The organism is Pandoraea commovens (genome assembly GCF_024704525.1).
Classification (GTDB): domain Bacteria; phylum Pseudomonadota; class Gammaproteobacteria; order Burkholderiales; family Burkholderiaceae; genus Pandoraea; species Pandoraea commovens.
In genome coordinates this window covers 2,495,074-2,517,757 of sequence record NZ_CP102780.1, presented here as the reverse complement: position 1 = coordinate 2,517,757, position 22,684 = coordinate 2,495,074, and the positions used below count along the sequence as shown (strand labels likewise).

18 protein-coding genes are annotated in these 22,684 nt (G+C 61.2%); 8 read left to right on the top strand and 10 right to left on the bottom strand.

Features of this window, described 5'->3' with window-relative positions:
- Positions 1-83: 83 nt before the first annotated feature.
- On the bottom strand, positions 84-1,196 hold the full coding sequence (locus NTU39_RS11725) for an enoyl-CoA hydratase/isomerase family protein (RefSeq protein ID WP_150666345.1): 1,113 nt from the start codon (positions 1,194-1,196) through the stop codon (positions 84-86).
- A 158-nt stretch (positions 1,197-1,354) separates the two neighbouring features.
- On the bottom strand, positions 1,355-3,178 hold the full coding sequence (gene typA, locus NTU39_RS11720; protein ID WP_150666344.1) for a translational GTPase TypA: 1,824 nt from the start codon (positions 3,176-3,178) through the stop codon (positions 1,355-1,357).
- Between the two features lie 308 nt (positions 3,179-3,486).
- On the opposite strand from typA, the gene NTU39_RS11715 reads away from it, so the two are divergent.
- The 4 genes from NTU39_RS11715 (at position 3,487) to NTU39_RS11700 (ending at position 8,596) form a co-directional block, all read left to right on the top strand.
- On the top strand, positions 3,487-3,996 hold the full coding sequence (locus tag NTU39_RS11715) for a MarR family winged helix-turn-helix transcriptional regulator (protein ID WP_150666343.1): 510 nt from the start codon (positions 3,487-3,489) through the stop codon (positions 3,994-3,996).
- A 141-nt stretch (positions 3,997-4,137) separates the two neighbouring features.
- Positions 4,138-5,661 (top strand): efflux transporter outer membrane subunit, encoded by a 1,524-nt coding sequence (locus NTU39_RS11710; RefSeq protein ID WP_257959867.1) that lies wholly within the window; start codon positions 4,138-4,140, stop codon positions 5,659-5,661.
- A 96-nt stretch (positions 5,662-5,757) separates the two neighbouring features.
- The gene (locus NTU39_RS11705; RefSeq protein WP_150666431.1) at positions 5,758-7,002 is read left to right on the top strand and encodes an HlyD family secretion protein; all 1,245 of its coding nucleotides are present in this window, start codon (positions 5,758-5,760) and stop codon (positions 7,000-7,002) included.
- Between the two features lie 37 nt (positions 7,003-7,039).
- Positions 7,040-8,596, top strand: coding sequence for a DHA2 family efflux MFS transporter permease subunit (locus NTU39_RS11700; RefSeq protein WP_150666341.1), 1,557 nt, complete (start codon positions 7,040-7,042; stop codon positions 8,594-8,596).
- A gap of 142 nt (positions 8,597-8,738) precedes the next feature.
- On the opposite strand, the gene NTU39_RS11695 is transcribed toward NTU39_RS11700, so the two are convergent.
- The 3 genes from NTU39_RS11695 to NTU39_RS11685 form a co-directional block, all read right to left on the bottom strand.
- The gene (locus NTU39_RS11695; protein ID WP_257959866.1) at positions 8,739-9,047 is read right to left on the bottom strand and encodes an AzlD family protein; all 309 of its coding nucleotides are present in this window, start codon (positions 9,045-9,047) and stop codon (positions 8,739-8,741) included.
- Entirely contained in the window at positions 9,040-9,762 is a 723-nt protein-coding gene (locus NTU39_RS11690; RefSeq protein WP_150666339.1) for an AzlC family ABC transporter permease, read from the bottom strand. The genes NTU39_RS11695 and NTU39_RS11690 overlap by 8 nt, the downstream gene beginning before the upstream one ends.
- 125 nt (positions 9,763-9,887) lie before the next feature.
- The gene (locus NTU39_RS11685) at positions 9,888-11,066 is read right to left on the bottom strand and encodes a hypothetical protein (RefSeq protein ID WP_257959865.1); all 1,179 of its coding nucleotides are present in this window, start codon (positions 11,064-11,066) and stop codon (positions 9,888-9,890) included.
- A 325-nt stretch (positions 11,067-11,391) separates the two neighbouring features.
- Between NTU39_RS11685 and NTU39_RS11680 the strand changes: the two genes are divergently transcribed.
- The 4 genes from NTU39_RS11680 to NTU39_RS11665 all read left to right on the top strand — a co-directional run bounded on the left by NTU39_RS11680 (position 11,392) and on the right by NTU39_RS11665 (position 15,893).
- Positions 11,392-11,886: an acyl-CoA thioesterase gene (locus tag NTU39_RS11680; RefSeq protein ID WP_039398880.1), complete on the top strand. Its 495-nt coding sequence runs from the start codon at positions 11,392-11,394 to the stop codon at positions 11,884-11,886.
- A 119-nt stretch (positions 11,887-12,005) separates the two neighbouring features.
- Positions 12,006-12,215, top strand: a complete 210-nt coding sequence (locus tag NTU39_RS11675) for a cold-shock protein (RefSeq protein WP_150666337.1) — start codon at positions 12,006-12,008, stop codon at positions 12,213-12,215.
- Positions 12,216-12,370: 155 nt separating this feature from the next.
- Positions 12,371-15,619 (top strand): RHS repeat-associated core domain-containing protein, encoded by a 3,249-nt coding sequence (locus NTU39_RS11670; RefSeq protein ID WP_257959864.1) that lies wholly within the window; start codon positions 12,371-12,373, stop codon positions 15,617-15,619.
- 61 nt (positions 15,620-15,680) lie between these two features.
- Positions 15,681-15,893, top strand: coding sequence for a cold-shock protein (locus NTU39_RS11665; protein WP_150666334.1), 213 nt, complete (start codon positions 15,681-15,683; stop codon positions 15,891-15,893).
- Between the two features lie 56 nt (positions 15,894-15,949).
- Here the strand turns inward: NTU39_RS11665 and truB are convergent, their stop codons facing one another.
- The 5 genes from truB to rimP form a co-directional block, all read right to left on the bottom strand.
- Positions 15,950-16,936: a tRNA pseudouridine(55) synthase TruB gene (truB, locus tag NTU39_RS11660; protein WP_150666333.1), complete on the bottom strand. Its 987-nt coding sequence runs from the start codon at positions 16,934-16,936 to the stop codon at positions 15,950-15,952.
- A 133-nt stretch (positions 16,937-17,069) separates the two neighbouring features.
- Complete coding sequence (gene rbfA, locus NTU39_RS11655; protein WP_150666332.1) at positions 17,070-17,513, bottom strand: 30S ribosome-binding factor RbfA; 444 nt, start codon at positions 17,511-17,513, stop codon at positions 17,070-17,072.
- 83 nt (positions 17,514-17,596) lie between these two features.
- Positions 17,597-20,563: a translation initiation factor IF-2 gene (infB, locus tag NTU39_RS11650; RefSeq protein ID WP_150666331.1), complete on the bottom strand. Its 2,967-nt coding sequence runs from the start codon at positions 20,561-20,563 to the stop codon at positions 17,597-17,599.
- A gap of 80 nt (positions 20,564-20,643) precedes the next feature.
- The gene (gene nusA / locus NTU39_RS11645) at positions 20,644-22,119 is read right to left on the bottom strand and encodes a transcription termination factor NusA (RefSeq protein WP_150577792.1); all 1,476 of its coding nucleotides are present in this window, start codon (positions 22,117-22,119) and stop codon (positions 20,644-20,646) included.
- Complete coding sequence (gene rimP / locus NTU39_RS11640; RefSeq protein ID WP_039398892.1) at positions 22,116-22,574, bottom strand: ribosome maturation factor RimP; 459 nt, start codon at positions 22,572-22,574, stop codon at positions 22,116-22,118. The genes nusA and rimP overlap by 4 nt, the downstream gene beginning before the upstream one ends.
- Between the last annotated feature and the right edge of the window lie 110 nt (positions 22,575-22,684).

Genomic DNA, 22,684 nt, shown 5'->3' with positions numbered 1-22,684 from the left:
CGAAGACGGGCTGAAGCCAGCGTAGCGCGCTGGTTCTTGCGGCTTATTCGCTCCGACCGGAGGACGGACTCACTTGCCGTAAGTCACTGCCCCAGCGCAAGCAACGGATTGTCGGCACCGTGACGCTCGCCGTCGAAGAATCGCGCAACGTCTTCCGGCTTTACGGCTTCGATGTTCGCGTGTTGCCAGCGCGGCTTGTGGTCCTTGTCGATCACCATCGCGCGAATGCCCTCGACGCCTTCGGCACCGGTGCGGCCGTCCAGATTGAAGACGCTGCGCATCATCAACCACTCTTCACGCAGTTCGTCCGCGAGAGACAACTTGCGGGCACGACGCACCTGCTCAAGCGCCACACATGTCATCAACGGCGACCGCTTGGTGCGCAGCAGATCTTCCGTTTCCTCCGCCCAGCCCGAGTATTCGCAACGCGCTTCGAGTTTGAGGCCCTTCAGAATCGCGGGCATGTCTGCGAGACCGAAGTGCTCATCGATCACGCTGCGCAGAGGTGCGAGCTTGCCGGGTGCAAGACCGGCAGGCGGCAGACTTTCGCGCGCGAACGTACGTGCCGCGTCGAGCACGGCATCGCTATCCTGCCAGTCTCCATTAACCAGCCGGTCGCACAACTCAGGCAACGACGCGCGCGGCACCACCACGTCCGCCAAACCGATTTCACACGCATCGACTGCGCCGAACACGATCCCCGTGGTGCCAAGGTACTCACCGAGATGCCCCGCAAGATTCGAAAGGAAGAACCCGCCGCCGACATCCGGGAACAGGCCGATAGCCGTCTCGGGCATCGCCATGCGCGTCGCCTCGGTAACGATACGCAACGTCGCCCCTTGCGAGATGCCCATGCCACCGCCCATGACTACACCGTCCATCAGGGCGATGTACGGCTTCGGGTACGACGCGATCGTGTAGTTGAGCCGATACTCGTCGGCGAAGAAGTCCATGATGTCGGTGCGGCCCGCACTGATGGCCTCATGGAAGTAGCGAATGTCACCACCCGCGCACAACCCCTTCTCACCCTCGCCTTGCAGCACGACACCCAGCACCTTGGGATCGTCGCGCCACTGATCGAGCGCGGCAGCCATCGCGCGAATCATGTCGTGCGACAACGCATTGAGTGCCTTCGGGCGCGTCAGCGTGATGAAGCCGATACGGCCACGGATTTCGGTTCGAACAAAATCGGTCATGTCAGGCAAGGACTCCGGAAACGTCAACGGATTGGGGGATGAAAGTTCGGGATGACAAAAGCAAAAAGCCGGCGCATGGCACCGGCTTTTCTTCCAACAGACAGATCCCGCAGCGCGACGGACTCTTCATCCGTTGCGCCGCGTTTCCGTCGCCGGCTTTACTTCTCTTCGCGCGAAGCGCGCTTGCGCTCGTGCTCGATCAGATGACGCTTGCGCAGGCGAATCGTCTGCGGCGTGACTTCGACCAGTTCGTCGTCGTCGATGAATTCCACGGCGTATTCGAGGCTCATCGCGATCGGCGGCACCAGACGCACGGCTTCGTCGGTACCCGACGCGCGCACGTTCGTGAGCTGCTTGCCCTTGATCGGGTTGACCACGAGGTCGTTATCGCGGCTGTGAATACCGATAATCATGCCTTCGTAGAGGGCGTCACCCGGCTTCACGAACATGCGACCACGATCCTGCAGCTTCCACAGGGCGTAGGCCACGGCATCGCCGTTGTCCTGCGAGATCAACACGCCGTTACGACGCTCACCCAGCGAACCATCCTTGACCGGTGCGTACGCATCGAAGATGTGGCTCATCAGGCCCGTACCACGGGTCATCGACAGGAAATCGCCCTGGAAGCCGATCAGGCCGCGAGCCGGAATGCGGTATTCAAGACGCGTACGGCCACGGCCGTCCGACACCATGTCCAGCATTTCGCCCTTGCGACGACCGATTTCTTCCATGACGCCGCCCTGGTGTTCGTCTTCCAGGTCGATGGTCAGCATTTCGTACGGCTCGTGCTTCACGCCGTCGATTTCCTTGATCACCACGCGCGGACGCGACACGGCCAGTTCATAGCCTTCGCGACGCATGTTCTCGATCAGAATCGTCAGGTGCAGTTCGCCACGGCCCGACACTTCAAAGATCGAGTCGCTGTCGGTGTCCTTCACGCGCAGCGCCACGTTGTGATTCAGTTCCTTGTCCAGACGGTCGCGGATCTGACGGCTCGTCACGAACTTGCCTTCGCGGCCAGCCAGCGGCGACGTGTTCACGCAGAAGTTCATCGTGAGGGTCGGCTCGTCGACGGTCAGCAGCGGCAGCGCTTCCGGCGTATCCGCGTCGCAGATGGTCACGCCGATACCCACGTCTTCGATACCGTTGATCAGCACGATGTCGCCAGCTTCGGCGCCTTCGTCCGACATCACGCGCTCCAGACCCTTGAAGGTCAGAACTTGATTGATCTTGCGCTTGAGAATTTCACCGTCCGGGCCCGAACGCATCACAACTTGCTGGCCCGGCTTGACGCGGCCACGCGTGATACGGCCAATACCGATACGGCCGACGAACGTCGAGTAGTCGAGCGAGCTGATTTGCAGCTGCAGCGGCGCGTCCGGATCGGCAGCGCGAACCGGCACGTGTTCGAGAATCGCATCGAACAGCGGCTTCATGGTGCCTTCGCGGACATCCGAATCGAGGCTTGCGAAACCGTTCAGGGCCGAAGCGTAGACGACCGGGAAGTCGAGCTGTTCGTTGGTCGCGCCGAGCTTGTCCATCAGGTCGAACGTCTGGTCGATGACCCAGTCCGGACGTGCGCCCGGGCGGTCGATCTTGTTGACCACGACGATCGGCTTCAGACCGAGGCCCAGGGCCTTGCGGGTCACGAAGCGCGTTTGCGGCATCGGGCCTTCGACGGCGTCGACCACCAGCAGAACGCTGTCGACCATCGAGAGCACACGCTCCACTTCACCGCCGAAGTCCGCGTGTCCCGGGGTATCGACGATGTTGATGTGCGTGCCTTCGTATTCGACGGCGCAGTTTTTGGCGAGGATCGTGATGCCGCGCTCTTTTTCGATGTCGTTCGAGTCCATCACGCGTTCAGCGACTTGCTGGTTTTCGCGGAAGGTGCCCGACTGGCGCAGCAACTGGTCGACGAGCGTGGTTTTGCCGTGGTCGACGTGCGCGATGATGGCGATATTACGGAGAGCGCGGGTCATGAAAGGGGTGCTCGAAAAAGCCTTTGAGGAATCCGCGATTCTACCACTTGCGCATGTCTCACGTCATGGCCTTTCTGCATTGCAACAACGGCATGCACCATTGATTCGCCGATTGCCCCTCATTCGTCACGAAACAGACCGGTGATTCTCCCCCCTCCCCGTCCCCGCGTTTTCGATGCCACGCACCAAATTAGAGCGTTAACTCTAATTTTTTCCGCAATATTTGCCTAGTCAACTATTGCATCGACTTGAAATTAATTAAGTACCCGCTATAATCGTGACAAGTCAACTATTGCAGCTGCATGAAAATGTCCGATCCTTCCGTCACTTTCTCCGCGACCGCGCCGACGTCTCAGCCGGAAGCACCGCAAGCCGATCCCCCGCGTAACGGTTACGACATCGATGATTCCCTCGGGTATCTCGTGGCGCGTGTGCGTCAGCTGATCCTGGCGGAACTGACGAAGGAAACCTCGCAGTACGGCCTCACCAGCACGCAGGCGACCATGCTTTACAAGGTGGCGACCGGCAAGAGCAAGACGGCAGCGGACCTCGCCCGTGACTACTGTATCGATGCAAGCGCGGTCACCCGCCTGCTCGACCGGCTCGAAGCGCACGGATTGCTCGTTCGCGAGCGCAGCAAAAGCGACCGCCGCACCGTGAACCTGAGTGCAACGGAGGCTGGCAATGCAATGGCCGACCGGATGCCCGACATCTTCACCCGCGCTGCCGACCACCTGATGGGCGGTTTCAGCGTCGAGGAAATCGGGTTTCTGAAGAGTTTGCTGCGACGGGTGATCGCCAACGGCGAAGGCGGATGACGGCGCGAGCCCCCGAGAAATCCATCCGAATTGCCTCGATTCCCGTTCAGAAATGCTTGTCGAGTCCACTATTGCAAGTCCTCGTCAGCCCCTGATTCCCGATTACTGTCAGTACAAGACTTCACTCGTAAAGGTTTTGCGATGAAAGCGGCCTCACCGTTCCTCCCGCATCTGCGGGCCCGCTCAGCGATTTCCGCCCTCTGTCTGGCGGCTGTGACGCTGGGTTTTGCCGGTTGTGCGAACTTCGCCGGCATCCATAGCGACAAGCAGATCACCACGCCTGAGCACTATCAAACCCAGCGCAGCCTGCCCTCAGAGGGTGGTCAGTGGCCGGGCACCGATTGGGCCCAACGCTTCGGCGATCCGCAACTCGTCTCCCTGATCGACGAAGCGCTCGCAGGCAACCCCGATCTCGCCATGGCCGCCGCCCGCCTGAAGGCTGCGCAGGCGCAGACGGAAGGCGCCGCAGCTGCGTTGCTGCCGTCGGTCAATTTCAACGGCGACGTATATCGCCAGAAATTCACCGAAAACACCATCTACCCGCCGGGCTACGGCGGCGCATGGTTCACGCAGGGCGATCTGAATGCGTCGCTGTCGTGGGAACTCGATCTGTGGGGCAAGAACCGTTCGGCACGAGCACAAGCCACGTCGGCCGAGCGCGCCGAAGAAGCCGAAGACCAGGAAGTGCGTCTCGCGCTGTCGACGGCCGTCGCCCGCTCTTATAACCAGCTCGCGCAGCAATACGCGTTGCACGACGTGCTCGACCGTATCAGCAAGCAGCGCCAGAACCTTGGCAAGCTGACGGCCGATCGCGTGCGCGCCGGTCTCGACACGCAAGTCGAACAGAAGCAGGCCGACAGCAACAGCGCCGACATTCAGACGCAAATCGCACAGCTCGACGGTCAGATTCTGCTCACGCGTCACCAGCTCGGCGTGCTGCTGGGCAAGGGCCCGGACCGCGGTCTGGAAATCGCACCGCCGAAGCTCGCGCAACTCGCTACACCGGCCCTGCCGGACAACCTGCCGCTCGCCCTGCTCGGCCGCCGCCCGGACATCGTCTCGGCTCGCTGGAGCGTGGAATCGCAACTGCAGGGTGTGGACGTCGCTAAAGCGCGTTTCTATCCGGACGTGAACCTGAACGCCGCATTCGGCTTCTCTACCTTCGGGCTTGGCAAGCTGATCGATCCGAGCAGCCAGAACATTCAGGCCGGTCCGGTGATTACGTTGCCGATCTTCGACGGCGGCCGCCTGCGCGCCAACCTGAAGGGTCAGTACGCCGCGTATGAAAGCGCCGTCGCAAACTACGACTCGACGCTCAACAAGGCGCTCGGCGATATCGCCGACCGCATGTCGTCGATCCGTTCCGCCGACAAGCAGATGGTGTCGCAACGCGTGGCGCAAGAAGCCGCACAACGCGCCTACGACCTCGCCATCGACCGCTACAAGGCGGGGCTGACACCGCAGTTGACCGTGCTGACGGCCGAGTCGTCGCTGCTGGCGCAGGAACAGGCTCGCGTGAACATCGACAGCGCACGTCGCGACCAGCAAATCGGCCTGATCAAGGCGCTGGGCGGCGGTTTCGACGCGCAGTCGGCGGGACTCGTCGTGGGCCAGGAGCGCACGGCAAAGACAGACGCAGAGGCGGGCAACGCTCAAACGCACTGAGCGCACTGAACGCACTGAACGCACTGAACGCACTGAACGTCACGCAAAACAAGACAAACGTCAAAAGCACATTGAGAGATTAGTACGGAGCAAATGATGAGCGACAACCAACAACAAGCGCCTGCCCAACCGGCACCGAACAACGGCAAGCGCCGCCGCATGATGCTGACGCTGACGGCCGTGATCGCGATTGCGGCCATCGGCTACGGCGCCTATTACGCGCTGTATGCGCGCTACTACGAAGACACCGACGACGCGTATGTCGCAGGCAACGTCGTGCAGATCACGCCGCAAGTGGCCGGCACCGTCACCGGTGTGAAGGTCGACGACACGCAGATGGTCAAGGCTGGCCAGCCGCTGGTCACGCTGGATCAGACCGACGCTCGCGTCGCCCTGCTGCAATCCGAAGCCAACCTCGCGCAGACCGTGCGTCAGGTCCGTACGTACTTCGTGAATAACGATGCGTACGCCGCCACGGTCGCAATGCGTCAGTCGGAACTCGCGAAGGCGCAGGCCGACGTGAAGCGCCGTGAAATGGCCATCGCCACGGGTGCCGTGTCGCGCGAAGAACTGGCCCACGCGCAAGACGCCGTGAAGTCGGCGCAGGCCGCGCTGGAACAGGCGCGTGCACAACTGGTGTCGAACAAGGCGCTCACCGACAAGACGTCGGTGACCACGCATCCGAACGTGCAACAGGCGGCCGCGAAGGTGCGTGCGTCGTACCTCGACTACGCCCGTACGTCCATCCCGGCACCGGTTGACGGCTACGTCGCCAAGCGCTCGGTGCAGGTCGGCCAGCGTGTCGCCACGGGCGCACCGCTCATGGCGCTGGTGCCGCTCAACGAAGTGTGGGTCGACGCCAACTTCAAGGAAGTGCAGATCTCGCACATGCGCGTTGGCCAGCCGGTCACGCTCACGGCAGACGTGTACGGTTCGTCGGTGGAATACAAGGGCACGGTGGCTGGCTTCTCGGCCGGTACGGGCAGCGCCTTCTCGCTGCTGCCGGCACAGAACGCCACGGGCAACTGGATCAAGGTGGTGCAACGTCTGCCGGTGCGTATCGCGCTCGACCCGAAGCAGTTGCAGCAGCATCCGCTGCGCGTGGGTCTGTCGATGCAGGTCAAGGTGAACGTGCGGAATACCGACGGCAAGGAACTGGGCGAAGCGCCGACCCTGCCGGTGTATTCGACCGACGTGTACGACAAGGTCGGCCACGACGCTGACGACATCGTCGCCAAGATCATCACCGAGAACGCCGGTGCTGCGGCTGCCAATGCAGGCGCGAGTGCAGGCGATGCCAACGACACGCGTAACCAGCCGGCCCGCGCTCGTCCCCTGTAAATCGGAGGGGGGTGCCCCCCACCCCCTTTGACAACTCATGGCAACTCAAAACGCTCCTGCCCCGCTCTCGGGAGGGCAGCTGGTACTCGGCACCATCGCGTTGTCGCTCGCCACGTTCATGAACGTGCTCGACACTTCGATTGCCAACGTATCGATTCCCGCCATCTCCGGCGACCTCGGTGTCTCATCGAGCCAGGGAACGTGGGTGATTACGTCGTTCGCCGTCGCCAACGCCATTTCGGTGCCACTCACGGGCTGGCTGACCGAGCGCTTCGGTGCAGTGCGACTGTTCATCACGTCGATCCTGCTCTTCGTGCTGGCTTCGTGGCTGTGCGGCATGGCGCCCACGCTCGAAATTCTGCTGGCCGCCCGCGTGTTGCAGGGCGCCGTGGCCGGTCCGATGATTCCGCTGTCGCAATCGCTGCTGCTCTCGAGCTATCCGCCCGCGAAGAGTTCGATGGCCCTCGCCTTATGGGGGATGACGACACTCGTCGCCCCGGTGATGGGCCCGATTCTCGGCGGCTGGATCTCGGACAACTACCACTGGCCGTGGATCTTCTACATCAACATTCCGGTGGGTATCGCCGCCGCTTACGTCACGTGGATGATCTACAAGAAGCGTGAGACGCCGACACAGCGCAAGCCCATCGACACCGTCGGACTGGCCTTGCTCGTGTTGTGGGTCGGCTCGTTGCAGGTGATGCTCGACAAGGGTAAGGAACTCGACTGGTTCAATTCGTCGACGATCGTCATCCTCGCGCTCGTTGCGCTGGTGTCGTTCTGCTTCTTCGTCGTCTGGGAAATCACCGAGAAGCACCCGGTGGTCGATCTCACGCTGTTCAAGCGGGTCAACTTCACCGGTGGCGTGGTCGCCATCTCGGTCGGTTACGGGTTGTTCTTCGGCAACCTCGTGATCCTGCCGCAGTGGTTGCAGATCTATCTCGGCTACACGGCAACGGAAGCCGGTCTGGTGATGGCCCCGGTCGGGTTGTTCGCGATCATCCTGTCGCCGATCATCGGAAAGTTCCTGCCCAAGCTCGACGCCCGCTGGGTCGTGACCGTCTCGTTCCTGTTGTTTGCGCTCGTGTTCCTGATGCGCTCGCACTTCAACACGCTTGTCGACACGCGCACGCTGATGATCCCGACGTTCCTGCAAGGCGTACCGATGTCGATGTTCTTCATCCCGCTGACAGCCATCATTCTGTCGGGTCTGCCGGGGCATCGCATTCCGGCGGCGGCGGGGTTGTCGAACTTCGTGCGGATTACGTGCGGTGCGGTCGGCACCTCGATTGCAACGACCGTGTGGGATAACCGCATCTCGCTGCACCACGCACAGCTGACGGAGAATCTGACGCCCTACGACGCCACGTTCAACGGCTCGGTCCAGTCGCTCAATCAGCTCGGCATGTCGACCCCGCAGGCTCACGGTTACATCGACCGACTGGTCACGCAACAGTCAGCGATGCTCGGTGCGAACGATATTTTCTGGATCTCGGCGGTGTTGTTTGTGCTGATGATCGCGATGGTGTGGATTACGCGACCGATTCGAGGTGGCGGTGGTGGCGGCGCAGATGCCGCAGCCGGCGCCCACTGAAGTCAAGGCTTCCCCCCGAGTGCCCGGCCCTGCTCTGTACTACCGGGCACTTCTTGAACCCCGCTGAAGTTAGCGGGGTTTTTTTATGGGTGCGGAGAAATGAGCCGCTGTGCGGTTCACCCGGGGGACGGCAGATTGACGCTCAGCCGACGAGATAGCGCAATGCCCCCGTCGCCACAATGCTGATGACCACGGTCGGCAACAGAGAAAAGCGCAGCGAGACGAGTAGCGTCACAGCCAGCGCCAGCAGATCGGCTGGCCGGTCCGACACGAAGGACGGCGCGATGACTGAGATCAGCACACAGCCCGGCAGGCACTCCATCACCGAACGCGTGCGCGGGCTCAGCACGCGATCGCGCAACAACAGGAAGCCGACGATTCGTGTGGCGTACGTCGTGGCCGCCATCAGCGCCACCGTCGCAACGGGCAGAAACACTGCGGCATCAATCATGACGCGGCTCCATCAGCACGGCAGCCAGCAAGCCTGCGACCGCACCGGCGGCCACGTACCACGACCCCGGCACATATAGATAGGTCAGCGCAGCCGCGACAAGACTCACCAGCCACGGCAAACTCTTGCGCATGCCGCGCCACATCCCGCGAAGCAGCACGAGGAAGACAGCGGTGAACGCCATATCGAAGCCGTACTGTTCGATGTCGCCAAGCACTGGCCCCAGCACTGCACCAAGCGCGGTAAAGGCAATCCACGCGAGCCAGAGATTGACAGCGACACCGAGGTAATACGGCAAGCTAATACGGTCGGCCTTACGCGCCTGCGTGTCGGCCAGTGCCATTGCCCAGGCCTCGTCACACATCAGAAACAACGATGGCAACGCACGACGCAGCGGCACGTGACGCAACAACGGTGCGAACGCAGCCCCCATCAGAATGTGACGCGAATTGACGAGGCACGACATGGCGACGATCAGTGCGAGATGCGGCGGCGAGGTCCACAAATGGACCGCCGTGAACTCGGAACCACCGGCGAAGTTCATGCCGGTCATGAGCGGCACGAGCCACGCGGGCATGCCTTTCTGAGTGGCTTGCGCACCGAGCACCATCGCGAACGGCACGAACCCCAACATGACCGGCAATGAAGCACGCATACCGCGCGCGACTTCGATTTTGACATCGGACTGCTGTGAAGACGCAGCCGAAGAAGACATTCCAGACACAAACACTCCTGCAATAACGACGGATAACCACCGGCATCGCAGCATAGCGAACCCGGCTTGCCATCGTCTTGTATGTTCTTGCGGTTTTGGGACGGCGGGCGCGGCGTTTGAGATCGTCAATGATCCACGAGCTCAGGTGAATCGACATAAACACTCTGAAGTGCCTCGGGATCTACAGGGTCGCCAACGTCTGCGTCGCCACCACCGCTGACCTCTGACTGCACAGGCTTCACGAGCGACTCGGCGCTGGCCGCTGCCAGCTTTGTCGCGGCCCCCGCCTTCTCCAGCCACGTGTAAAAATCCAGCAACCCTGCGGGCAGCGACACCGTGTCGTCGCTGAACGGCAAGCGCGCAATCAGAATCACGAACGCCGCAGCAGACGCCTGTCGAATTTGCCTCGCGATGGACTTCTGCCATTGCGGATCGTCGTGATGTGCCAGCGCATTGCGAACTTTGTCGAAAATCCCCGATACCGCGCGTTTGGGCAACGATACCTTGACGGGCAAATCGTCTCCCGTGACTTTTTGCGTCCCCGGCCCTAACACGTCCAGCACCTTCGCAAACCCGCCACGCGAATTGATCCATGAGATCAGATTCGCCAGGCTGTCGCCCTGAAACGGCTGACTGCCGGGGTTCTGGAATTCCTTCCCCCAACAGATCAGGTCGCCTAGTGCGAGCACAGCGAAGTACGGCGCCACCATCATCCCCGGGGTAAATACCGCGTTACCGACGACCAACACCTTGCAACTCGCCTCCCGGGTCACGCGCGGTTTCCCAGGCCGCACCCATTCGCAGACCATGACGTTCGCCCACCGGGAGAAGAGATCGGGCGCGATGTACGGGGACAAGCAACTCACCAGCTGACTCGCCAGATTAGCGACATGGGTCGCCACCACAACGATCCCAAGCAGCCCGGGATAGCTGACCGGCATTGCGACGGCGGCGGGTTCCGATGGCCCGGCGGGCGCGAGAGCGTCTGTGGGCGATGACAACGACAGCAGGGACGCACCCGGTGCCGTCAATGTATGAGGTGCGTCCGAAACAGCACCCTCGACCTTCGAATTGTTGTCGCCATCATCGGGAGGCAGAGCTTTCGCGGCAAACTGTTGCGCCATCACTTCACGCAGAATCTCGTTCATCCCGGCTTCGACGTCTGCCATCGAACTATCTTCGCCAAACGGCGCATCGAGCGTCGCAGACGCGTTGGCGTTGCGTACATTTTCGAAGTCGTTGAGCAAGGGGACTGTCGCAGCGTCGTGCTCGTGCGACAGGGTCTCGGACAGAGGCGCCCGCATACGCTCGATCGGAATGCAAACGTGTGGAGAACCACCTGGAGTCTGGATCATGACGCACCGCCCTACTCGTTGGTTTCGGCCCTGACAAACCTCGCCACGACCGAGGCCTGCGCTGGCACAACCGCGACACTCTGCGCCGCGCGCCGCACCGGGCGCTTGCGGAATTCGCTCCCGGGTGCCGGGTCGGGAAACGGTGGATCGGGCCGGGCATCGGCAGGTGTCACGCAATCGCAGTATCATTGCGCATCCCCCGGCCTGACGCCCCCACGGTCACACGCCGTTCGACGGCCGGGAAAGTACTATCCGTCAGCAAAAACAAAACACCATGAATACCCCGCAGAACCCGATCGAACGCTCTGAAGTCACTTTCCGCTTTCTGGCCGAACCGGCTGCCGTCAACTTCGGCGGCAAGGTACACGGGGGCTCGCTGATGAAGTGGATCGACGAAGTGGCCTACGCTTGCGCCGCGACGTGGTCGGGCCGCTATTGCGTGACGGTCAGCGTCGGCAATATCCGCTTCCGTCGTCCGATTCTGGTGGGCAATCTGGTGGAACTGCGCGCGCGCATCGTGGCCACCGGCCGCACCAGCATGCACATCCACGTGTCGGTTCACGCGGGCGATCCGAAGTGGGGCGAACTGCGTCAGACGACCGACTGCCTGATGGTGTTCGTCGCCGTCGACGAGAGCAACCACCCGGTGGGCGTGCCGTCCTTCGAGCCGAAAACCGACGAGCAGAAGGCATTGGCCAAGTACGCCATGGACGTGAAAGCCGCGCTCGACGCCATCGTCGAACTCAAGCCGGAAAACGTCGCCAGCTGACGCGTCCGATCAGGTCATGCGGACGTCCCCCGTCCGCAGAGTCGGTATGCCGCCCGTGGTGCGGCAATAGCAGATTCAGGCACCGGGTTTCGATTTGTCGCTTCGAAGGAGAGCAAATCATGCCGCGCGGCACCGTCAAGGATTACTACCCGGAAAAGGGGTATGGATTCATCACGCCGCATGGGGGCGGAGAAATCGTTTTCGTCCATGAAAGCGAGATCTGCACGCCCGGTGCCTCCCAGCTTCAGACAGGTCAGATCGTCGAGTACGAGACCACCCGCGGAGACGCCTATCTGCTTGCGATGAACGTTCGCAACGCGTCCGACTAAGGCCGTTCAGGCCGATGACCTGTCAACGTTGACAGGTCCCTCCTCCAGAAGTCTTCAGCGCTTCAATGCCGGGCGCGGTGCCTGTCAACGTTGACAGTTACCGGCGATTCGATCCGGTGCTGGAATGTCCTCTCCGTCCTGGAGAGAGCCCGATCATGAGCGCGATCAAACACTTCAGCGGCAGTGCTCAGTTAGCGTTTGAAACTTACGCAGACCTGAACCGCAAGATCCTCATCAGTCCGCAGACCGGCGAAGGCATCCTGCGAATTCCGATTGCGGGGTTGTTTGCCGACGTCATTGCTTCACCGTCACTCATGCTCGCTCTCTCGTGCAAGGCGCATGAGGGCGATCTGAACATCGTTCCCTTCGGGGTCATGACGGTGGGGATAGCTCCCTCAAAGGACCGCTTTACGAGCTTACCCCTTTGCGACGGCAGATCGCTAAATTTCGAGTTGGAATCGGGCGACACCTTCAATGGTGGCGACTTTTTGAGCGAGCGCAATGGCGATGATGTCGTCGTGTATCACAAGAACGGGGCGTGCGAGACCTTTGTTGTGATTTCGGCTTTCGGGATGCCATCCACTGCGGACGCGGAATGCGACGGCTGGGTTTGTCCTACTCGCTATGTTTCGCCTTCCGGCAGGTCGTTGAAATATGAGTGGAAACAGTTCTGGGAGGGTCCGCGCGTCACTGCCATCGACGACGACGACGGGCGGATTCTTGAAGTCGAATGGGTCAAGACGAAGCGCACAATCGGATCTACTGGCAAGACCGCATCGGCCTTTCAGAAAGCCATCCTATTCCCCAATAGCGACCAGGAAGTCATCCTTACGTCGACGGAGGTCACCACGTCCTTTGGGTTCAAGCAAACGATTGAAGTAGCCGGTGCTACCGGATCTGCTAAGACGATTTACTACCTTGAGAATCACGACGGGCAAGTCGCAAAATTCGAAGTTCGCCGACAGACATCGGTTCCCTCGGACAAGGCCGGCGATCCGGCGGTCGTGGAAACGTCGACGCACACCGAATCCATGGAATTCAATGGCAACCGGATCGTCAAGCACACCCTATCTCCGGGCGGCGGCATTGCCCCCCTGGTCGAAAGCTACAAGTACGAAACCGGCAAAACCACCGTTACCTGCACGCAAGAAGACAAGACCGTCCTCACGCGCGTGTACACCTCCGAAGACAGGCGCCAAACCGAGGCCGTCACCGCTGCCGGCGTCACCGTCCTCAAGGAGCAAAGCGTCAGCATCGACGAAGCGCGTGGCATCGCGACACATAAATCGATCAAGAAGATTGGTGGTGTGATCGTCGATGAGCTGACGCTCGAATACGACGCCATCGGCAACCTCGTCAAGTCGACGAAAGACGACACAGTGACGGAATGGACCTATTTCAATAACTACAACGCCTACACCGTCGTCGAGAAGGCAACCAACTATCAGGACACAAGTTTCTTCGGACTTCTCCTGAAAGCGCTCGATTACGTTAATCCTATTGGCCTGGGGTTCGTCGCGTTCGGCTCAGGCGGATTGACGTGGGGCACCAAAATCGACACGACGGTCGACATGGCTGTCACCGATAACAACTACGCGAAGACTGCATTTCAACTCCCCTATGACATGAACTATCCCGGTGACCCTAGCGGGTTGACGTCGCACGTTGAGTCGGAAATCGTCTACCGGAAAAATGGCGACAAGCTCCACCCGCAAAGACTCACTTATTTTAGTTACCTCAAGTTCATCCCGAAAACGGTGCCGAATGTCTCACGGCCACATGTCCCGCTTCCTCATAGAAAGCTAACGGTGCTCCAGCCGTCCTACGAAGAAGTCGACGTCAGCGCGGAACAACTGAAAGTCGCCAAAGACGCCGCAAAAGCACTGCTCGACAGTCTGGCGAAGCAGTGCAACAGCACCAGCAATAAGGACGATAAGGCAATCATTCAGACCCAGATCGACGATCTGAACAGGAGCCTCACGGCGCAGAGCAAGACTAACGCGCGTGGATTCCAGCGTCGGATCCTGGTATTGAAAAACGACAGCCCATCCTGTCTTCTGCAACAGGCGTCGACGACCATCGGCGATAAAACAACGGACTCATATTCGTTCGAGCTGCGCGATCAGGCGGGCACGGTGTTCGCAAGTGTCGATCTCGCAAGCAAGGCCGTCACCTACTATCGCTATTCGCCGTACGGCTATCGAAATGTCGACCCCGGTTCTGTCACGTGGCTTGGATTCAAAGGCGAGCCTTTGAATTACGTAGGGTTCTATCATCTTGGCAATGGGTATCGCCACTACGACCCGGAAGCTTGCCGCTTCCAGACGCCGGACAGCATGAGCCCGTTTGGCGCGGGCGGTTGTGCGGCCTACGTGTATTGCGGCGGCGACCCGGTGAATTATCACGATCCGAGTGGACATGCCCCCGTGGCGCAATACAGCCGCCTCAGTACGATGCCAGCCATGTATACCAAGGAGTTCCGCATCGTTGCAGGTGTTTTCGAAATATTGGCTGCGCCCTTTACTGCGGGCACCTCGCTCGCTATGGCCGTCGCCCTCATCGGAATTGCCGCCGTGTCCGGCGCGTTCAGCATTGCGTCGACCGTGTTGGAAGACAGCGATCCGGAGCTGTCCGACATTCTTGGCTATCTCGGCATGGGACTCGGTGTCGTGGTTCCCAATGCGCTGCAGTCGCGATTAATGGGCCGCGCGGCAAGGCTTGCAATGAACGGGAGCACACGTTTCGGCAGCAACGCATTGCGTGCCCGCATCACCGCCTGGGCCAACAAGTGCACGAATCGGGTGAATATACTGCACCTGGAGTCGATCTCTAACCCAATCGAATTGCAGGCATTTGGACCGCACCTGGAAAGGATCGGCGTTTTCTCATCCGGGTCGGCCGAGGATGCCTTCCACATGGGGGGCGCTCCGGTCCCGGATTACTTTTCCGCCAGTGCCGCGCAACAGGCCGGCGTCTACACAGGGCAAGAGTTCAACGTCAACCCGAGCGGGCGCGGCGATGGTGAGCTGATCGGCGCCGCGGACTTGTCGAAAAACTACTACGAGGCCTCGACAAACGTGCCGAACTCCTTGCTATCCCGTAGCGACGCGCCCCCCTACATCAAGGATGTCCCGGCGCTGGCCAAGCTCCCGGTGTTCGATGCGTCCGAAGTGCGCAACCGATTGTCTTACCAATATGGCGTGGACGTTTCGAGTGCTTTGAGACCCGTGTCACTGGAGCAGGCGATGAACACGCTGCGCAATGCCAACTACGTCTTCACGGACGCGGATGGTCTGTTCTGTCGCAACACGTTAAGTACCACCGCGCCGGGCTTTGCGAAAGCTGGCATCAGCAGCATGTTCGACGGTGTCGAGTGGTGGAAAGGCGCGCGCATGCTGTCGTGACGCGTGGTCCGCGTGGCTTCGCGTTGCAACGGTCGTCAGGCAATCACCGAAGGAGCCCAACATGGCACAAGGTAAAGTCAAATGGTTCGATAGCAGCAAGGGCTACGGCTATATCACCCCCGACGATGGCGGCACGGACGTCTTCGTTCACTATTCCGAGATTGTGAGCGATGGGGGCAAACCCATCGAAGCAGACACGCGCGTCGAATTTGAGGTGTCGAAGACCGTGAAGGGATTGCAGGCGATGAACGTCAAAGCGCTTAGCCCTTCGTGAGTTCGGCAGCGGCCGACCGCTGAGTTGCGCTTCCGGCCGCTTCCGATTGGCGTCGTTTACTGTGTCTTCAGCAACCGTTGCGGTGTGAGCAGCGCTTCGCTGTCCAGACGCGCGACACCCAACAGTCGCGCGGCCGTCTCTGCGGTGGCCTCTGCGTAGACTTTCACTTCGATGCCGTCATGCGACGCCGCGCACTCGCGCAGGGCTTGCGGGCAGCGTATCTCGTCAAGACGCAAACGCTGGCCGTGACTGAACCGCTTCGCCAACGTCTCGTCGAGCGACACCACCGGCAGCGTCTTGAGCAACGCATCGACCGGCGCGAGCTTCTCCACGCGTTGCGCATGATCGAGCGCGCTCAGGTCTTCGAGCGTCACCGCACCGTCGAGCGTCAGTGGGCCAACCGCCGTGCGGCGCAACGCGCGTAGATGCGCGCCACATCCCAACGCTTCGCCAATGTCTTCCGCCAGCGTGCGCACATACGTGCCCTTGCTGCACGTCACCCGGAAGGTGAATTCGTTCTCGTCCGGCAACGCGCACGCCGTCATCTCCAGCAAATGGATCGTGACGTTGCGGGCTTCACGTTCGAGGGTCTGCCCCGCACGCGCATATTCGTACAGCGGCTTGCCGTCGCGCTTGAGCGCGGAATACATCGGGGGCACCTGCGAAATGGGACCGGTAAAGCGCGGCAGTACCGCACGGATCGCCGCTTCGTCCACCGTCACCGGACGCGTTTGCAGCACCTCCCCTTCCGCGTCGCCCGTCGTCGTCGTCTCGCCGAGACGCACGCGTGCCTCGTAAGTCTTGTCGGCTTCGAGCAAGTCCTGCGAAAACTTCGTCGCTTCGCCGAAACACAACGGCAGCAATCCTGTTGCGAGCGGGTCGAGCGTACCGGTATGCCCCGCCTTCAACGCCTGAAGCAGACGTTTGGCCTTGATCAGGGCGTCGTTGGACGACAGGCCCAGTGGCTTGTCGAGCAGCAACACGCCGTCGAGCGGGAAACGAGGGAGTTTTTGGCGGGGTGCCTGCGAACGCGGGTCCGTCATGTGCGGGAGTACTTGAGAAATTCTTGTGGGATGTTGCCAGACCTCCGTCGCGGAGGCACAGGCATCGCAGGACTACCGGGCGCGCTTCGCGTTGGCCCGGTCGGTCCGGCAGGCGACATCGTCGACGGAGGACTTACTTGCCTTCGTCCTTGTTGACGCTGCCATCGTCGCTGTCGACGTCGTCACCGTCGTCGCCCTCGGCCGCTTCCGCATCTTCCTTAGCGCGGGTCGCGTTGGCCGTGTCGATCAGACGCGACATCTCGATGGCACGTTCGATCGACTGATCGAAGTGGAAATGCAACGTCGGCACCGTATGGATGTGCAACCGCTTGAACAGCAGATTGCGCAGGTAGCCAGCCGCTTCATTGAGCGCTTCGCCGGTCGCTTTCGGATCGCCAGTGAGCGTCGTGTAAAACACTTTCGCATGCGCGTAGTCGGGCGTCACTTCCACGCTTTGCAGCGTGACCAGACCAATGCGCGGGTCCTTCACTTCGCGCTGGATCAACTCCGAAAGATCACGCTGGATCTGATCGTTGATGCGAAGATTTCGACCGGGAACGCCACGTTTCTTTGCCATAACAAACTCGCTAGTAATGCAATGGCCCACGCCACCGGTTTCCCGGCTTGGTGGGCCATTCCACATCTGTTGTGCAAATCGCGTTACAGCGAGCGCGCAACTTCCGTGATTTCAAACGCTTCCAGTTGGTCGCCTTCCGTAATGTCGTTGAAGTTCTTCACCGACAGACCGCACTCGAAGCCTGACTTGACTTCCTTGACATCATCCTTGAAGCGCTTGAGCGAATCGAGCTCGCCCGTGAAGATGACCACGTTCTCGCGCAACACACGCACATGCGACGAACGCTTGACGAAGCCATCGAGCACCATACAACCCGCGACCTTCCCGATCTTCGGCACGCTGAACGTCTGGCGCACTTCGACGAGGCCCGTGATCACTTCCTTCTTCTCCGGCGCCAGCATGCCCGACATTGCCGCCTTCACCTCATCCACTGCGTCATAGATGATGTTGTAGTAGCGAATGTCGATACCGTTCGACTCGGCCAGCTTGCGGGCCAGCGCATCGGCACGCGTGTTGAAGCCGATGATGACCGCCTTCGAAGCCGTTGCCAGGTTGACGTCGCTTTCGCTGATGCCACCGACCGCAGCGTGCACGATCTGCACACGCACTTCCGGCGTCGAGAGCTTGTTGAGCGACTGAGCCAGTGCTTCCTGCGAACCCTGAACGTCTGCCTTGATGATGAGGGGCAGCGTCTTGACTTCGCCTTCGGCCATCTGCTCGAACATGTTCTCGAGCTTCGCGGCCTGTTGCTTGGCCAGCTTCACGTCGCGGAACTTGCCTTGACGGAACAGCGCGATTTCACGTGCCTTGCGTTCGTCCTGAACCACCAGCACTTCTTCACCGGCGCCCGGCACTTCCGACAGACCCTGGATTTCCACCGGGATCGACGGACCTGCGTCCTTCGTGCTCTTGCCAGTTTCGTCCAGCATGGCGCGAACGCGACCATAAGCCTGACCTGCCAGCACCATGTCGCCACGCTTGAGCGTGCCCGACTGCACCAGAATCGTCGCGACCGGACCCTTACCCTTGTCCAGCTTCGCTTCGATCACGATGCCCTTGGCCGGGGCTTCCACCGGTGCCTTCAACTCCAGCACTTCGGCTTGCAGCAGCACGTTCTCGAGCAGATCGTCGATACCCGTACCCGTCTTGGCCGAAACCTCGACGAACGGCGAATCGCCACCGTACTCTTCCGGCACCACGCTCTCGGCCACGAGTTCCTGCTTCACGCGGTCCGGGTTCGCATCCGGCTTATCGATCTTGTTGATCGCCACCACGATCGGCACACCGGCCGACTTCGCGTGGGCAATCGCTTCCTTCGTCTGCGGCATCACACCGTCGTCCGCCGCGACCACGAGAATCACGATGTCCGTTGCCTGTGCACCGCGAGCACGCATGGCCGTAAAGGCCTCGTGACCCGGCGTGTCGAGGAACGTCACCGTACCGCGCGGCGTGTCGACGTGATACGCACCGATGTGCTGCGTAATGCCACCGGCTTCGCCCGACGCCACCTTGGCGCGACGGATGTAGTCCAGCAGCGAGGTCTTGCCGTGGTCGACGTGACCCATCACGGTCACCACCGGCGGACGCGGCAGCGCTTCAGCTTCCGTCACGTCGTTGCCGAGGTCGAGCAGCGTTTCCGGATCGTCCAGCTTGGCGGCGATTGCACGGTGGCCGAGTTCCTCCACCACGATCATCGCCGTTTCCTGATCCAGCACCTGGTTGATGGTCACCATCTGGCCCATCTTCATCATCAGCTTGATGACTTCAGCAGCCTTGACCGACATCTTGTGCGCCAGATCCGCAACGCTGATCGTTTCCGGCACGTGCACGTCGCGCACCACCGGTTCGGTCGGTGCCTGGAATGCATTGCGATCGTCCTGCGAATGACGGTCGCCACGACGGCCGCCACGACCACCGCCACGCCAGCCATCCGAACCGCCGCTCGCGTCGCCGCGGGTCTTCATACCACCACGCTTGTTGCGGTTGTCCGCATCCTTCTGCCAAGCGCCCGGCTTCTTGTCCTTCTTGTCCGCTGCGCCAGCCGTCGTCGACGCCGGTGCGGCGGCCGGCTTCTTGTCTGCCGGTTTTGCTGCGGCACCTTCCGGTTTGGCCGGCTTGTGCAGCGTGCCCTTGGCAGCGTCCGCCTTGGCCGGTGCGGCCGCAGCAGGTGCCGGCTCCGGTGCCTTCAGCACGCGGCGCGGGGCGTTCATCATTTCGCGAATGGCGCGCGCTTCGGCTTCCGCCGCAGCACGACGCTTGCGAATCGCTTCCTCTTCGGCACGGGCCTTGTCGGCAGCTGCGCTCGCCTTTTCGGCGGCAGCGCGGGCTTCCTCGCTGGCCTTGCGGGCCTGCTCGCGCTCGGCGTCGGCCTTGGCGGCGGCAGCCTTGTCGGCTTCCGCTGCCTTCTCGGCGTCGGCCTTAGCAACCTTGTCGGCTTCTTCGCGGGTCTGCTGCGCCTGCTTCTCAGCTTCGGCGTCGGCCTTGGCTTCCGCCTTGGCCTTCTGCTCTTCTGCAGCCTTCGCAGCGGCAGCCGCGCGCTCGGCTTCCTCACGCACACGGCGCTCGGCAGCTTCCTTCTCTTCGCGCTCGCGACGCTCGGCTTCTTCGCGCTCCAGTTGTTCCTGGCGACGCTTCAGCTCGGCCGCTTCCGCAGCCAGACGCTCTGCTTCGCGGCGTGCGTCTTCCTCACGCAGACGAAGCGCTTCGTCTTCTGCTGCGGCAGCCGCGTTGTCCGCGCCTTCGGCGACGTCGTCACGCTTGACGAAGGTGCGCTTCTTGCGCACTTCGACCTGAATCGTACGCGCCTTACCGGTCGCGTCGGCCTGCTTGATTTCCGAGGTCTGGCGACGCGTCAGAGTAATCTTCTTTTTGTCGCCGTCGCCAGCGCCGTGCGAACGGCGCAGGTGCTCCAGCAGACGGGCCTTGTCGGCTTCCGTCACGGAATCGTCGGCGCTGAGTTTGTCCACGCCGGCGGCTTTGAGTTGCTCCAGCAACACGCCGGCCGGCATTTTCAGTTCTTCAGCAAATTGGGCTACGTTGATGCTCGCCATTCAAACCTCTTCAAGCAAGGCCAGGCGCCTTGCGGTTAACTTCAAAGTTCACTGTTCCATATGCATGCCGGGGCAGGTCATCATTGGAACCAGTGCTCTCGCGCTTTCATGATCAGGGCCTTTGCGGCTTCCTCGTCGACGCCGGTCATCTCGGTCAGTTCGTCGACGGCCAGCTCGGCCAGATCATCGCGCGTCTGAATTTCATGCTCGGCCAGCTTGGCCAGCAACTCGGGCGTCATGCCGTCGAGGCTCTTCAGATCGAGCGCAACGCCCTCAACCTTCTCCTCGGTGGCAATCGCCTGCGTCAGCAGTGCGTCGCGTGCACGATTGCGCAGCTCATGGACCGTGTCCTCGTCGAACGCTTCGATTTCGAGCATTTCGTTCAGGGGCACGTAGGCGATCTCTTCCAGGCTCGAGAAACCTTCCTCGATCAGGATGTCCGCCACTTCCTCGTCCACATCGAGACGCTGCATGAACAACGTGCGCAGCGTGCCACGCTCTTCGTTCTGCTTCTCGGCCGATTCGTCCGGCGTCATGATGTTGATCTGCCAGCCGGTCAGTTCCGACGCGAGACGCACGTTCTGACCGCTGCGACCGATCGCCACCGCCAGTTCGTTCTCGTCGACGACGACGTCCATGCTGTGCTTCTCTTCGTCCACGACGATCGACTGCACCGCCGCCGGCGCCAGCGCGCCGATCACGAATTGCGCGGGGTCTTCCGACCACAGCACGATGTCGACGTTCTCGCCACCGAGTTCGTTACGCACAGCCTGCACACGCGTGCCGCGAATACCCACGCAGGTGCCGATCGGATCGATACGCTTGTCGTAAGCCACCACTGCGATCTTGGCGCGCATGCCCGGGTCACGAGCTGCCGACTTGATCTCCAGCAGACCCTGCTCGATTTCCGGCACTTCCATGCCGAACAGCTCGATCAGGAATTCCGGTGCCGTGCGCGAGAGTTCGATCTGCGGACCGCGTGCCGTGCGGTCCACCTTCACGATGTACGCACGAACGCGGTCACCGATACGCAGGTTTTCCTTCGGAATGAGTTGATCGCGACGCAGCAGTGCTTCCACACGACCCGACTCGACGATCAGGTTGCCCTTGTCGAGACGCTTGACCGTGCCGGTCATGATCTTCTCGCCACGCTCCAGGAAGTCGGAGAGGATCTGCTCGCGCTCGGCATCGCGAATGCGCTGCAGAATCACTTGCTTGGCCGCCTGCGCGCCGATACGGCCGAACTCGACCGATTCCACCGCTTCTTCGACGAAGTCGCCGACTTCGAGGGACGGATCGTCTTCCTTAGCTTCGAACGACAGAATCTGCTTGTCCGGCTCCTGCAGACCCGCTTCGTCCGGCACTACCAACCAGCGACGAAAGCTCTCGTGCTCGCCCGACTCACGGTCGATGTGCACGCGAATGTCGACGTCTTCGCTGTAGCGCTTCTTCGTGGCCGAAGCCAATGCTGCTTCAAGCGCGCCGAACACGACATCCTTGTCGACGTTCTTTTCGCGCGCGAGCGCATCGACCAACAGCAATACTTCGCGACTCATCGTTTGCGACTCCTAAAATCAATCTGCGGCACAAGGCGCGCACGGTCAATATCCGCGAGGGTGAATTCGAGCAGCGCCGGGCCGCCCTTGCCTTCGAACTCAAGGCTCAAGTTTTCGCCTTGCGGTGCCTGCAAAATGCCGCGGAACTGCTTGCGGCCTTCAAGCGGCACACGCAACGTGAGACTTATTTCGACGCCGGCAAAACGCTCGAAGTCACGCAGCTTGCGCAGCGGACGGTCAAGCCCCGGCGACGACACTTCAAGTCGGTCGTAATTGACGTTCTCGACCATCAGGACGTGCGAGAGCTGACGGCTTACCGTCTCGCAGTCATCGATAGAGATGCCTTCCGGCTTATCGATATACACGCGCAGCAGTCCGCCGCCCGCGCGCTCAAGATCGACCAGCTCGTAACCCAGGCCTTCGACCGTGGTCTCGATCAGTTCTGGCAATTGCAACTTTGCTCACCCTAGAAAAACTCGCGCGCATCAGCAGCGCCCGACATGTCTGCGCGCCCCGCATGGGACGCCGCACGATACCTGCCTCGACCGTCCGGGCCGGTGTGCCT